A 14,603-nucleotide genomic window follows, 5' to 3' on the forward strand; every position below is an offset into this window, starting at 1 on the left:
CGGGGACTTGTTTGTTATAATTTTCCGGGAAATGCTGCAACATTTCCCGTTTTTATTTTCTCATAATTTTTACTTCGTTGTTTTTAATCGTATAATTGAACGGGATCAGGAACTGCAATTCCTTCAATGCCTCTTCCGGCGTTTCATTTACGAATGAGCCGCTTACCTTATGATCCTTTAATTTATCGCTCCCGATCAGGATCTTCAGGTTGTACCATTTTTCCATTTTGCCTGCCAGGTCCTCAAACCGTTCATCTTCAAATGAAAGTTTATTATACACCCAGGCCGTTTCAATAATATTGCTGTCGGGGATATCCTTACTCAAGGGCTTGATGCTAATGGAATAGGCATCCGGTTCTGCCGGTTTTATATCGGCCCGCTGGTCTCTTGAGTCTGAAACAGGGTACTTGCTATAGACCAGTTTCTCATGCGGTTTAAGCATGATCTTGGGGGTACCGGGCCTGTTCTTATTGATCACTTCAATGGAGCCATGTATCAGGGTTGCTTCAATGGTTGATTCTGACTTATAGGCTTTCACGTTAAAAGCGGTACCCAGCACTTTTATGTCAATGCCGGACGTATGAACAATAAAAGGATGTTCGGGATCTTTCACCACATCAAAATAGGCTTCGCCGTTCAGTTGCACTTCCCGGGTATTGGATTTATAAAAATTCTCATACGTGAGGGTGCTGCCCGAATTGATCCAGACCTGGGAGCCATCCGGTAGCTGGATCCTTGTCCTGGACCCATGACCAACAGTAATTTCATTGGCCGGTTTTTCAGACGCCAGGGGCAGGTTTTGCTGGCTGCTGCCCGAAAGCCAGTAAAGCAATGTGATGGCAGCAATAAACGAAGCGGCAACAGCGTAGGTGGCCAGGCGCTTATAAAGGGGCTTCTTAACCGTTATAACAGTGGGGTTTAACTCTATTGTGGTATCGGTGTTTGTGGTATCAAAGTCGATCCCCTTTTCTTTCAGCCTGTTTACATGAGACAGGTAAGCATCTTTGCTTTTCTGGCCATTCCCGGTGCTGGTATTCACCGCCATGGAATTCCAGAATTCCTGGAGGGTTTCCGCATTGGCCTGCCATTCAACGTTGCCGTTGAGTAATTCCTCTAATTGCAGCAGTTCCTCGGCCGTTGCTTCACCGGTAATCTTTTTAGACAATAACAACCAGTATTTTTCCTCTTTCATTAAATAAATTGATGATTACAGTTACTAAGGACAACGAAACAGGTGCGATACCCCTAAAGGATGCCCTATTTTTTTTTGGTAAGCAGGGAATGGAGTTCGGGGAACTGGTTTTTGAACTCACTATGGGTCTTTATCCTGCGCAGGGCGATGGCCATCTGGGCCTCAACGGTCTTTACGGAGATGTCGAGCAGTTTTGCCACTTCTGCATACCTGAGCCCCTCTTCTTTTACCAGCTTGAAGATGGTTTTGCACCGGGCCGGCAGTTCATTTACAGCCGCCATGATCTTTTTAACCACTTCGGTGGAGAGTAACAGTTCCTCGGGATTGAAGAACACACTTGTAAGGCTGGTTTCCCATTCCATGTCATTGGGCAGTTTATTCCTCCCGTTTGCGGTAAGCTTATTCAGGGACGTGTTCCTGACAGCAACAAAAAAATACAACCGGGGATTTTCAATGGAACGCAGGGAAGCCCGGCGCAGCCAGATGGATATGAAGAAATCGGAAACGACCTCTTCGGCATCTTCGGATGACTTTACGATGGAAAAGGCAAAAGCAGTGAGGCTTTCATGCATTTCCATGAAAAGTTTCTTGTATGCTTTCTCACAGTTGTGTAAAGCAATTTCGTTCAGCAGGTCTTGTATTTGGCTGTTAGTTATCACAATCGTTTCGCCAATGAAGGTAGGATTTTTTGATAAGTTTTAAAAAATCCCTGCACCGTTGCCTGCATACGAATGATAAAGTTCAGCGATGCCTCATGAAGTACTATTCACTTACTTTGATCTGCCCTGGTAAAAATCCAGTACTCTGGTCCTCAATAAATAATCGTAGCGGGCGGAAGTGAAATTGATCGTGGCCCGGTCGAAGTTATTTTTTACGATCAGGTATTCTACGCTGTTCATTGCGCCCAGGTTGAACCGTATCTCTGCAGCCCGGAAGGATTCTTCAAAAGCAGTTACCTGCTCCCCCAGCACTTTATACCTGTTCCAGGCTGTTGTCATGTTCAGGTGCGCCTGTTCGATTGCCTGGCGGAGTTGTATCCTTGTATTTTCAGCAACATAACCGGTCCTTTTTTCTTCCAGCCTTGCCTGCTTCACTTTTGTTCTTGACTGGAAAGAAGAGAATACCGGTACCTGCAGGCTTACTCCAAAAAAAGTACCCAGGTTATTATTGTACTGTTTAAAAAAATCGATCTTCCGGCTGTTGTAATTGGTCTGTTTGCTGATGACCGGGCTGTTTGCTCCGTTCACCACCACATAGTCACCGGTAACAACATCTGTTGTACCAATGGCAGAGGAGGTTCTTGCCGCGCTTGAAAAATTCGTGCCCAACTGGCCAAATAATGAAAGCGTCGGATACAGGTCGGCTGCCGCAACCCGGATGGCTTTACTGGCGGCCCTGGTACGCAGGTCAGCCGCTTTCACAAACGCAAGATTTTGCAGGGCTGCAGCATAGATATTATCTGCCGTTGTTTCATACAGTTCCATTTTCAAATCAAAACCTTCCCGGTCTGCCTGTATATTTTTATCGTAGGGCACGTTCATGTACTGGGCCAGGGTAAGTTTAGACATTTCCAGTGCACGCCCGGCATTGATAACTGCCAACTGATCGGAAGCATACTGCCCCTTCATGTCATATAGTACAGCCGGGGCTATAGCACCTTCCCTGTTCAGCAGTTCCAGGCGTTCTGCCTGCTTTTCGGTTACCGCCGTTTGTTTTTTGGTGAGTGCCAGCACATCTTCATCATTCATCACCTGTAAAAAAGCCAGGATCGCATTCAACGTAAGGTTGTCCTTTTCCTGCTGTAGTTCCATCTTTGACGCCTGGTAATTGTACGATGCCTGCTGTATGCTGTTCTGCATCTGAAATCCTTTGAACACAGGAACGGAAGCCGTGAGGGTTGAATTGGAAGAAGACAACTGCTGGTTGATGTAACTGTTGGTATAGGGGTCAATGCTGCGCCCGTTGTTGATACCATAGTTCAAACTTGCCGATACATTCGGAAGCCGGTTCATCCTCGACTGGTTCAGGTTGAGCCGGGCATTTTGTTCAAGCAGTTCACTTTGCTTTACCGGTATGTTATTGGCAAGGGCAATATCCAGGCAGGCTTTCAGGGTTAACCGCGAAGGGATATCCTGGGCATGAAGGGTACTGAAACCGGTTACGGCCGATATGCACATCATCAATAGAACTTTTGCTTTCATCATTATTCGTTTAAGTTATTTTTATTGTTCAATGCGGCCATCCAGCAGGTTGATCACCCGTGAACCGTACGATGCATTCTTTTCTGAATGCGTGACCTGTATGATGGTCACACCCTCTTTGTTCAGTTCGCTGAATAAATTCATGATCTCTTCGCCCTGTTTTGAATTAAGGTTTCCGGTTGGCTCATCCGCCAGCAGCAGTTTGGGCCTAGCGATCAGTGCCCTTGCAATACCCACCAGTTGCTGTTGCCCGCCGGAAAGCTGTGTGGGGAACAGGTCCTTCTTGCCTACGATATTAAAGCGGTCGAGCATATCCGCCACCATGGCTTTGCGCTCCGGTGCTTTTACATCCTGGTAGATCAGGGGCGTTTCAATATTCTCATACACGGTCAGTTCATCAATAAGATGATAGGCCTGGAACACAAAGCCGATATATCTTTTGTACAGGCCGGTGCGTTGTTTCTCTTTCAGTTTATGCACCGGTTCATACAGGAATTCGTATTCCCCTTCATCAAATCCATCCAGCATGCCGATCACATTCAGCAGCGTTGATTTGCCCGAACCCGATGGCCCCATGATGGAAATGAATTCCCCTTCTTTTACGGTAAGGTTGATATCCTTTAAAAGAAAGATGCGGTTGTTACCGTTGCTGACCCATTTGAAAATTTTCCTTAGTTCTAACATGATCTGTTTTTTATTCTGTTCTTAATGATTTTACAGGGTTGGCCACCGCCGCCCTTATTGACTGATACAAAACAGTTATCACCGCAATCGAAATTATCATCAGAATTGGCAACAGGAAAAACCAGATATCTATGGAAATCCGAAACGCATATTTATTCAGCCAGTTTTGCAGCAGCCAGTATGCAACAGGAACAGCAATTACACAGGCAACTATTACCAGCTTCAGGTAATCTTTGGTTACCATCCGGGTAATCTGTCCGATTGTTGCCCCCAGCACTTTGCGGATGCCGATTTCTTTCATGCGTTTTGATACGGTGTACAGTGATAAACCAAATAAACCTAAACAGGCAACGATGATAGCTATGATCGTAAACAACCAAAGCACAGTAGAAAATAATTTATCGCCTTTGTACTGGTTATTAAACTGCTCATCCAAAAAAGAAAACTGGTATGGGCTTTCGGGGAAATGCGAATTCCATTTGCTTTTTACAAAATCCATCAGCGCCGGGAGATTGCCGGTATTGAGTTTTAAAGAAAAGTACCCTAAGTTTCTTTCTTCATCAGGATAAAAAACAATAGGGTCAAAACTGTGCTGCAGCGATTCCTGGTGATAATCTTTTACCACTCCTATTACTTTGCAGTTAAAACCAGCTCCACTTAATTCCTTCCCCATCATTTCAACAGGATTTGTAAATCCAAACACTTTTGCCGCAGTCTCATTTACTATTATGTTTATGACATAATTGGTATCCACCGCCGGTCTGTCTTCAGCAAAATTTCTTCCGGCAACCAGTTTCAACTCATAAGCAGGAATAAATTTTTTGTCAACACCAAACACCCTGCATCGCTTACCAAGCGCTGAACCTTTTAAATTAAAATCCGAAGAACCACCAACCTCACCACCCGGCACTGAAGTAGAAGCGGTAACAGATTTTATGCCAGGGTTTGCTTCCAGTTCATTTATAAAAGCATTATAAGAAGGAATGGCAGCGCTGTCGAGATTGGCGTATTGCGTAAGCACCAGGGTCTGATTAATGTTAATACCCAACTCCCGTTCTTTCATAAACTGTAGTTGCCGGTAAAAACCGAGTGCCCCCGCAATTAATATAATAGCTGCGGTGAACTGTATCACCACGAGAGATTTTCTCAGCAGGTTTTTCCCGCTGCTTAATCCTGATGAGCCTTTTGATGTTTTAAGAGTGTGAATGGGCTGAAAAGAGGATAATAAAAACGCAGGATAAAAAGCGGCAGCCATAGTGCCGGTTAAAAAAACAGCAATAACAAAAACCCAAAACTTAATGCTGCTGATTCTTAAATAGCTGATATCTTTTTCAACCAACTCCGAAAACCAGTTAAGGCTTAAAAGAAATATCCCAATCCCCAGCAAGATTCCTGCAATATTCACCAGCAATGATTCAGAAAGAAACTGGCCCATCAGTTGAAACTTTCCTGCTCCCAACACTTTTCTTACGCCCACTTCCTTTGAGCGGTCGAGCGAACGGGCTGTGGAGAGATTGATATAATTTATCCAGGCGATAAATAAAATAAACAATGCGGCAATGCCGAGATACTTTAAATAACCCAGATTGCCATTACCCGCCAGCTCATAATCGTAATCAGAACGCAGGTGAATATCTTTCACGGGTTGTATATCAAAAGACTGCAGGTACCCTCTTTCTTTCATATCATCACCCATATACCGCTGTGCAAAGGCTGGCATTTTTGCCTGCAATGCTTTTACATCTGCACCGGGTTTCAGTAAAATATAAGTGTAGAAATCAGACCAGCCCCAGCTTGTTTCCGCCCTTCCATCAGTAAGCTGGATATACTTTTTATAGTTAAGTAAAATATTAAACTGCAGATGTGAAGTGGCCGGTAAATCTTCCAGCACAGCTTTTACTATATAATTTTCGTTACCAAAAAGTAACGGTTTACCAATGGGCTCTTCGCTGCCGAAATATTTTTTTGCAGCAGATGCAGTAATTACAGCATCATTCAATTCTTTAAAAGCAGTTTGAGCATTGCCCTGTTTGAAAGGGAAAGAAAATATTTTAAAAATTTCCGGGTCGGTAAAAAAAATGCTTCCATTCTCTACCAACTTAACGTCTTTGTATTTTACTATCCCGCCCCGGCTGCGAAAACGTACTGCTTCTTCCACTTCAGGAAAATCTTTTTTCATGGCAGGCGCCAGTGCCGGATAAGTGAAAGCAAAGGTCTGCACTTTTCCATCTTTCTCTACCATCTTCATTGGCATACGAAATATTCTTTCTTTATTCAGCAGCGCCTCATCATAACTATATTCAAACCGGATATAGTTTACAATTAACAAAAAAGCGGCCACGCCAATGGCCAACCCAAAAATATTGATGGCTGAAAATGTTTTATTCTTTAAAATATTACGCCAGGCAGTTTTGAAATAATTTTTTATCATGGTTATACTTTTTATTCTGACCTTAAACTTTTAACCGGATTTGCAATGGCTGCCTTAAAGGCTTTGAAACTAATGGTGATCAATGCAACAGCAATAGCTATCAAACCTGCCAATGCAATTACCCACCAGGAGATATTCACCCGGTAAACAAAATCCTGCAACCAGTCGTGCATAAAATAATACGCCAACGGTGCAGCAATAAGGAATGCGATACCGATCAGCAGTAAGAATTCCTTTGAAAAAAGAAATACAATGTTCTGCACCGATGCACCAAGTACTTTGCGGATGCCCACTTCCTTGATCTTCTGCACGGCCATGAAGGATGCAAGTCCGTAGAGGCCAAGGCAACTCAGGAATATAGCCAGTGCAGCAAATATTTTATACAGGTTGGAAAGTTTGCGCTCCTGCGTATAAAAATTCTCAATTTTTGTATCCAGGAATTTTTGTTCATACACAAAATCCGGATAAACCTCCCCCCATACCGCTTCCACTTTTTTTAGGGTGGAGGGTACATCTTTTGCCTGCAGTTTGATACCGGCCGTTCCATAAAAATCCTTTACGGTGGTTATCAGTACCGGCACAATGGCTTTGCGCAACGACATGGCATTGAAATCCTTTATCACGCCTACAATGGAAAATTTCATCTCTCCCCACAGGTCAATTTCCTTATTGATCGCCTGCTGCGGATCGGTGATACCAAGCCGCTTCAGCAGGGTCTCATTTACCAAAAATTCTTTTGCGGTATCGGAAGGATTCAGGTTGCGGCCGGCCACCAATGATATTCCGTATGTCTTTAAATAATCTGCATCGGCCCATTTGAGGTTGGCATGCCAATCGACCTCCTTTTCAGCATGATCAAAACGGAAATTGGAGGTCCAGTTGCCGTCGTCTGCCGGGCTGGCAAAACTGAAGCTCACCGAACGGATGCCGTCAATGGCTGTCAGCCTGTTCTTCAAATAATCCAGTTTTGATTTGCCAAGGCTGTCCTGCGGAAAAGCCACATTCACAATAGCGTCCTTATCAAACCCCATGGAATGGCTTCTGAAATAATCCATCTGCTGCACAATGATCAATGTACCGATGATGAGCGCCTGTGCGATCACGAACTGGATCACCACCAATCCCCTGCGTAATGAGATCCCTTTTCCGCTCACCGCAGCTGCCTTGCTTTTTAAAGCAGTAACGGGATTAAAACGGGATAAGATGACCGCCGGATAAAAACCTGCAAGTAATACGACCAGGATGCCGGTGGCCAGCAGGAATAAGAGGATGCCCGGATCTTTAGAAAAGCGCAGGCTCAGGGGCAGGTCCACAACAGTTCCAAGATAAGGAAGCGCTGCATAGGTTATCCCAACAGCAAGCAATATGGCCATGAATGTGATCAGGCCCGTTTCGCTGTAAAACTGCAGTTTCAGCTGGCGCCTGTTACTGCCCAGTACTTTTCTTACCGCCACTTCTTTTGCCCGGGTAAATGCCTGGGCTGTAGACAGGTTAATGAAATTTACACAGGCGATCAGTAAAATGAATGCGGCGATCAGCCACATGGTATTGATCATGCTTTTTGAAACCGTGCGGTCAATGAAATTACCAGCCTCTGCATCATAATGTACTTCCGCTAAGGATTGCAACCGGATGTTACTTTGCCGGGCATCGCGGTCATCTCCTTTCCTGTATTTTTTGTAAAAGGCAGCGATCTGCCTGTTCATGGCTTCAGGACCGGTACCCTCCGGCAACAGGAAATAACAGCCGTGGTTTGAAGCAGTGCTTATCCAGTCGGTGTTACCGGTAAAATCTTTTAGTGTAACATAAGAGGCAACAATTTTCAGCTGCAGGTCTGTATTGGAAGGGGGGTCGGCAAGTACACCGGTTATCTTAAAAAGGTCTTTGTTGTTCCGCTTGATGGTTTTTCCAATGGCCAGCCGCCAGTCGCCGAAATAACGTTCTGCTGTGGCTTTGGTCAGTACGGCCGTATTCGGTTCCTTCAATGAATGATACGCACCGGCTATAAGCGGGAAATCGAATATTTTAAAAAAAGAAGGCTCCACAAAAAACATCCCGCTCTCTTCCTTGAATTTTTTTACTGTGCCCTTGTTTGATTCGTCCGGTATAACGATCTGGTCGCCCCGGTCGGAATAAACAGCCGTGGAAACCAGCGAAGGAAAATCATTGTGCAGGGTGGTGGGTAACGGATAGGGAACACCTGCACTGCGTTTCACCCCATCTTCATTCTCGTTTACGGAAACGAACCTGTAAATACTGCTTTTCTTTTCATGAAATTCATCAAAGCTCAGTTCAAACTTTATGATGAGGAAGATGACGAGGCAAACGGCGATGCCAACAGCAAGCCCCGCCACATTGATGAATGTGAAATTCCTGTTCCGCCACAAATTCCTGAATGCTGTTTTAAAATAGTTCTTTATCATGGTTATACTTTTATTCTGTACGTAAACTTTTTACCGGGTTGGCATTCGCCGCCTTTATGGCCTGGAAACTGATGGTGACAAAGGCAATGGCAGCCGCAATGATGCCGGCCAGTAAGAATACCCACCAGTTTATATCAACGCGGTAGGCAAAATCCTGCAGCCAGCGGTGCATGACATACCAGGCCAGCGGCGATGCAATTACAATGGCAATTAAAACCAGTTTTAAAAAATCTTTTGATAACAGCGTTACAATGCCTGTGACACTTGCCCCCAGCACCTTGCGTACACCGATCTCCTTGATCCGCTGTTCTGCACTGAACGTGGCCAGCCCGAACAAACCGAGGCAACAGATGAGAATGGCGATCAGGGTAAAATAACCTACAATGGATGACAGGCGGGTCTCTGCATCATAATTCTTCTGGAAATCATCATCCAGGAAACTGTACTCGAACGGTTCATTGGGATTTAATTTATGCCAGCTTGCTTCAACCGACTTCAGCAGGCTATTCATATCACCCTGCCTGGCATGCACCATCATGTAATTGAAATTATTGCTGGTACTATTCAGCTGGTAGGCATAGGGTGCAATGGGAAGGTGCATGTCCTCAAAATGAAAATCCTTCACCACGCCTATTATCTCAAATCCATACTGCGTACCGCGGTAGTCAAAATAAACTTTTTTGTTCACGGCTTCCTGCTGGGTACCCAGGCCTATTTCTTTTACCGCCGTTTCATTCACGATCACCCGGAAATTGGTATCGGCAGGGAATTCCTGGGAAAATAAACGGCCTGCAACCGGCTTCAGGTCCAGGGTTTTCAGGTAGCCTGCATCCACAAAATTGATCCGGGTACGCCTGGCATCATTCATGGTTTGCCCTTCTTTATAATACAGGTTATCCGAAGGGTTACCAATGCCGGGGTAATAGGCCGATGCACCTACGCCCAATACCTGTGGCTGCTTAGCCAGTTCGTTCCTGAATGAAGTATAGATATTCTTTGCTGTTCCGCTGCGCAGGGGAATGATCACCTGCCTTTCCTTTTCAAAACCCAGGTCGGCCGAACGCAGGTAATTCATCTGGCTGGAAATGACCACGGATGCAATGATGAGTACCACGGAGATGATGAACTGAAATACAACGAGTCCTTTTCTCAGGGATACGGCTGCCAGCGAATTGGTGAACCGTCCCTTCAATACCTTAATGGGCCTGAATGAGGACAGGTAGAATGCCGGGTATGTTCCGGCAAAAAGCCCGGTAACCAGGGAAAGTAAAAAGAAGGCCGCAATGATCAGCATGTTATCCGTAAAAGAAAGGCTAAGGTTCTTCCCGGAAACGGAATTAAAAGCTGGCAATAACAGTTCCGTGATCGTGAATGCAAAGGCAAATGCGATCAGGCTCATGAAAACCGATTCGCCCAGGAACTGCCGGACCAGTGATCCCCTTTCGGCTCCCAGTACTTTACGGATACCTACTTCTGCACTGCGCTTGGAGGAACGGGCAGTGGACAGGTTCATAAAATTGATGCAGGCGATCAATAACGTAAATAAGGCAATGGAAGCAAGGATGTACAGGTAGGTCATGCTGCCCGGCGGGGTTACATTACCATCCATTCCGGAACGCAGGTGAATATCTTTTAACGGGGTCAGGAATTGTTTCTTACCAAAGCCCATTGCTTTCAGGTCTTTGCCGGCATACTTATCAATGAAGGCCGGGAATTTTGCCGTTAATTGTTTTGGATCGCTGCCCGCTTTTAACTGCAGGTAACTGTAGAACATATTATTGGTGGCAAAACTGGTCCCGTTCTCCCGTATGTACCCTTCAATGTCCCCTCCTTTCATTGACATAAAGAACCGTGCGTCGATATGCGATGGCTTGTCGTTTGGCCTGAATACACCGGTCACCACGAAGTCATGATCGCCATTTGAGCTGCTGCTGATACGTACCAGTTTATTCAGTGCGGGCTGGTCACCAAAGAATTTTTTTGCGATCTCTTCAGAAAGCACAACGGCCTTCGGTTCATTGAGCGCTGTTGCCGGATTGCCTTCGGTGAATTTGTAGGTAAACACCCGGAAGAAGGTGGAATCGGCGAGAAAGCCCCTGGTTTCGTAAAATGACCTGGGTTCCCCGTTCTTTTCCCTGAACTGGATCAGGGTCTTGTCTTCTGCAAACAACGGCATCAGCCGGGTGCTTTGCTCCACTTCCGGGAAATCCATCTGCATGGCCTGTACCATCGGCGCAGGGGTATTGGGCATTTTGTGCTCCTGTCCCTGCTGGATAAAAATGGTACCCAGCTGGTAGATAGTATCGCCGTTCCTGTGGTAGCGGTCGTAGCTGATCTCATTCAGGATGTACAGTGTTATCAGCATACAACTGGCAAGTCCTACCGACAAACCAAAGATATTGATGAAGGAAAAGACCTTGTTCTTCTTCAGGTTGTTCCAGGCGATCTTAAAATACGTTTTGATCATGGCTATACTTTTATTCTGTTCGTAATGACTTAACGGGATTTGCGATGGCGGCCTTAATGGCCTGGAAACTTACGGTCATCAGTGCGATCAGTAATGCGGCCAACCCTGCTGCCACAAATACCCAGGCGCTGATATTGATCCGGTATGCAAAATCCTGCAACCACCTGTTCATGGCCCACCAGGCAACCGGGAATGCAAGTACAGAAGCGATGGTGACCAGCACCAAAAAATCCTTCGACAACATGCTGACCACATTGCTCACCGATGCGCCAAGCACTTTCCGGATACCGATCTCCCTGGTACGTTGTTCGGCCATATAGGTAGCAAGGCCAAATAAGCCAAGGCAGGCAATGAGGATGGCCAGTACGGCAAATACAACGGCAATGATGCCTGCACGCTGTTCACTGCGGTACATCTCATCAAAGGAGTCGCTCATGAACCGGTAGCTGAAAGGCATTCCGGGGGCCAGTGATTTCCATTTTTTCTCTACCTGCGGGATCAGGCTCCCGGCACTGGCTGCTGTTATCTTAAAAGAAGCAAGGCCTGTACTTTTGCCAAGCCGCATACAAAGGGCCTAATTTCTGCCGCAGGGATTCAAAATGAAAATCCTTTATTACACCGATCACCTGCAACGGGATAAGTGTTTTATCGCCGTGTATATTTGTGGGGGCATAGATCATTTTACCCAAGGGCTCATCATAACCCAACAGTTTTGCCGTGGTCTCCGTGATCAGAATGGCCGCTGAATCGGCGCCATAATCCTTTGAGAAATTTCTTCCTTTCACCATTTCCATGCCCATGGTCCGGATGTAATCATAATCCACGGTCCAGGTCTGCATATCGATCCCGCTTTTGGTATCCATCACAGCCTCTTTGGAGTACGAATTATCGGTGCGTGCAGAATTGGTAACGGGCAGGAAAGAACTGAGGGTACCGCTGCTCACACCCTGCATGGCCAATACCTCATTTTTGAATGCCTGCACATTGTTGCCGAGTACATACGCGCCGTCGATCACCAATACCTGGTCCTTATTGAATCCCAGTTTTGTTGTCTGGATATATTTAAGCTGCTTGTACACAATGATGGTGCCGATGATGAGCATAATGGAAGTGGCAAACTGGAACACGACCAACCCGTTGCGGAGCCTGCTTTTTTTAAATCCTGTATTCATGTTCCCTTTCAGCACAACGATGGGCCTGAACTTTGACAGGAACAAAGCCGGGTAACTTCCTGCCAGCAAGCCCACCACCAAAGGAAGCAGGAGGATAAAGGGCAGGATGTTCATGCCCAGCAGGTCATTCACGGAAAGTGATTTGGCAGCAATGTCATTGAACAGGGGCAATACGAAATACGCGATCAGCACAGCAAGGATGAGTGAAATGGCAGCGGTGATGGTTGATTCAACCAGGAACTGGGAGATCAGGGTCCTGCGCCCGGTTCCCAGTACTTTCCGGATACCCACTTCCCTGGCCCTTTTGGCACTCCGTGCCGTACTCAGGTTCATGAAATTGATGCAGGCAAGGAGGAGAATAAAAAAGGCAACCGCTGAAAAAATGTACACATACTGCATATTCCCCACCGGCATGATCTCATAATTAAAATCGCTGTGCAAATGGATCTTTGTTAGTGGTATCAGCGAGTATTCAAGTTTATTCCCGGACTTCCTGAACTCATCCATACTGCTGATCTTAATGAACTGCTGGGCATAGGGCAGCACATACTTCTCGTTGTACAGCTCAAAGTTCTTTTCAAAGGCCTTGTAATCGGTTCCGGGTCTTAACAACAGGTAGGTATGAAAATTATGGCTGGTAAGCGTGCCCCACTGGTATTCCACACTCTTCATGGAGAAGATAAATTCAAAATTAAAATGGGTCTCTTTGGGAATGTCGTTTATGACCGCTGTTATTTTGAATGGGGTGATGGTCTCGCCGTTCCTGACTTCCACATTCTTTCCCAGTACGTTCACATCGCCGAAATATTTCTTTGCTGTTGATTCCGTGATCACTACGGTATTCGGCTCATTCAGCGCCGTTTTAGTATCCCCGGCTATGGCCGGCAATGTGAACACCGTAAAGAAAGTGGAATCGGCATGCACTGCCCTGGCTTCGGTAATGAACTCGTTGCCTTTTTTCACAAGCTTTGCCCCGTCGTTGGTATATATACGGGTATATTCTTCCACCTGCGGGTAATCTTTTTTCAGCAGCGGACCCATCATATCGGATGTCTGGGTCATGTGCAGGTCGCTGCCGCCAAACCGTATATCTGAATTGATGCGGTAAATGTGGCTGGCATTCCGGAAGTGCCGGTCGTAACTCAGTTCATCGGTCACATACAGGGTAATGAGCAGGCAGGTGGCAAGCCCCACCGCAAGGCCAAAGATATTGATGGCACTGTACCCTTTATTTTTCCAAAGGTTCCGGAACGCTACTTTAAAATAATTTTTGATCATGGCTATACTTTAAGTTGGTGATTGTCTCCGGGTAAAATCTTTATTCGTCTACAGCATGATATTCTCAATGACGGCCTGTCCATCCAGCATACGGATGATGCGGTGGCTGTACCGGGCATCGTGTTCCGAGTGCGTGACCATTATCACGGTTGTTCCTTTTTCGTTCAGGTCTGTCAGCATCTGCATCACTTCATTGCCGTTGGAAGAGTCCAGGTTACCGGTAGGTTCGTCGGCAAGAATAAGTTTGGGATTATTCACTACGGCTCTGGCCACGGCCACCCGTTGCTGCTGGCCACCGGAAAGCTGCTGGGGATAGTGATTACGGCGATGCATGATCTGCATCTTGTCTAAAACCTCTTCCACCCTTTTCTTCCTGTCGGCCGCTTTAACGCCGGTATAGATCAGGGGCAGTTCCACGTTTTCAAAAACGGTCAGTTCGTCAATAAGATTGAAGCTCTGGAAAACGAAACCAATGTTCCGCTTTCTCAGGTCGGCCCTTTTGCGTTCATTGAAATGCGCCACTTCTGGCCCGTTAAAAACAAAACTGCCGGCATCGGGGTCGTCAAGCAAACCAAGTATATTCAGCAAGGTGGATTTACCACAGCCCGATGGGCCCATGATGGCAACAAACTCTCCTTCCTTTACTTCGATGGAAAGCTTGTTCAGTGCAACCGTTTCCACTTCTTCGGTACGATAGATCTTTTCTAAGTCGGTAATCTTTATCATTGTTGTTATTTAAATTTTAGAGAATATTC

The 14,603-nt window shown here is 45.9% G+C and carries 8 protein-coding genes and 1 pseudogene; all 9 read right to left on the minus strand.

Annotated elements, in window-relative coordinates; all coding sequences use genetic code 11:
- Positions 1 to 52: 52 nt before the first annotated feature.
- Positions 53 to 1,192: a FecR family protein gene (locus tag IPJ02_05370; protein MBK7374999.1), complete on the minus strand. Its 1,140-nt coding sequence runs from the start codon at positions 1,190 to 1,192 to the stop codon at positions 53 to 55.
- A gap of 65 nt (positions 1,193 to 1,257) precedes the next feature.
- Positions 1,258 to 1,770, minus strand: coding sequence for a sigma-70 family RNA polymerase sigma factor (locus tag IPJ02_05375; protein MBK7375000.1), 513 nt, complete (start codon positions 1,768 to 1,770; stop codon positions 1,258 to 1,260).
- 192 nt (positions 1,771 to 1,962) lie between these two features.
- Complete coding sequence (locus tag IPJ02_05380; GenBank protein ID MBK7375001.1) at positions 1,963 to 3,393, minus strand: TolC family protein; 1,431 nt, start codon at positions 3,391 to 3,393, stop codon at positions 1,963 to 1,965.
- Positions 3,394 to 3,414: 21 nt separating this feature from the next.
- Positions 3,415 to 4,080, minus strand: a complete 666-nt coding sequence (locus IPJ02_05385) for an ABC transporter ATP-binding protein (protein ID MBK7375002.1) — start codon at positions 4,078 to 4,080, stop codon at positions 3,415 to 3,417.
- 7 nt (positions 4,081 to 4,087) lie between these two features.
- Positions 4,088 to 6,508 carry an ABC transporter permease gene (locus IPJ02_05390; GenBank protein MBK7375003.1) on the minus strand — a complete coding sequence of 807 codons (2,421 nt, stop codon included), beginning with the start codon at positions 6,506 to 6,508 and terminating at the stop codon, positions 4,088 to 4,090.
- A gap of 11 nt (positions 6,509 to 6,519) precedes the next feature.
- Positions 6,520 to 8,931 carry an ABC transporter permease gene (locus IPJ02_05395; GenBank protein MBK7375004.1) on the minus strand — a complete coding sequence of 804 codons (2,412 nt, stop codon included), beginning with the start codon at positions 8,929 to 8,931 and terminating at the stop codon, positions 6,520 to 6,522.
- Positions 8,932 to 8,941: 10 nt separating this feature from the next.
- On the minus strand, positions 8,942 to 11,398 hold the full coding sequence (locus tag IPJ02_05400) for an ABC transporter permease (GenBank protein ID MBK7375005.1): 2,457 nt from the start codon (positions 11,396 to 11,398) through the stop codon (positions 8,942 to 8,944).
- A gap of 10 nt (positions 11,399 to 11,408) precedes the next feature.
- Positions 11,409 to 13,848 (minus strand): annotated as a pseudogene (locus tag IPJ02_05405) (ABC transporter permease).
- Positions 13,849 to 13,896: 48 nt separating this feature from the next.
- Positions 13,897 to 14,574 carry an ABC transporter ATP-binding protein gene (locus IPJ02_05410; protein ID MBK7375006.1) on the minus strand — a complete coding sequence of 226 codons (678 nt, stop codon included), beginning with the start codon at positions 14,572 to 14,574 and terminating at the stop codon, positions 13,897 to 13,899.
- Positions 14,575 to 14,603: the final 29 nt, after the last annotated feature.

Source organism: Chitinophagaceae bacterium (genome assembly GCA_016710165.1).
Lineage (GTDB): Bacteria > Bacteroidota > Bacteroidia > Chitinophagales > Chitinophagaceae > Ferruginibacter.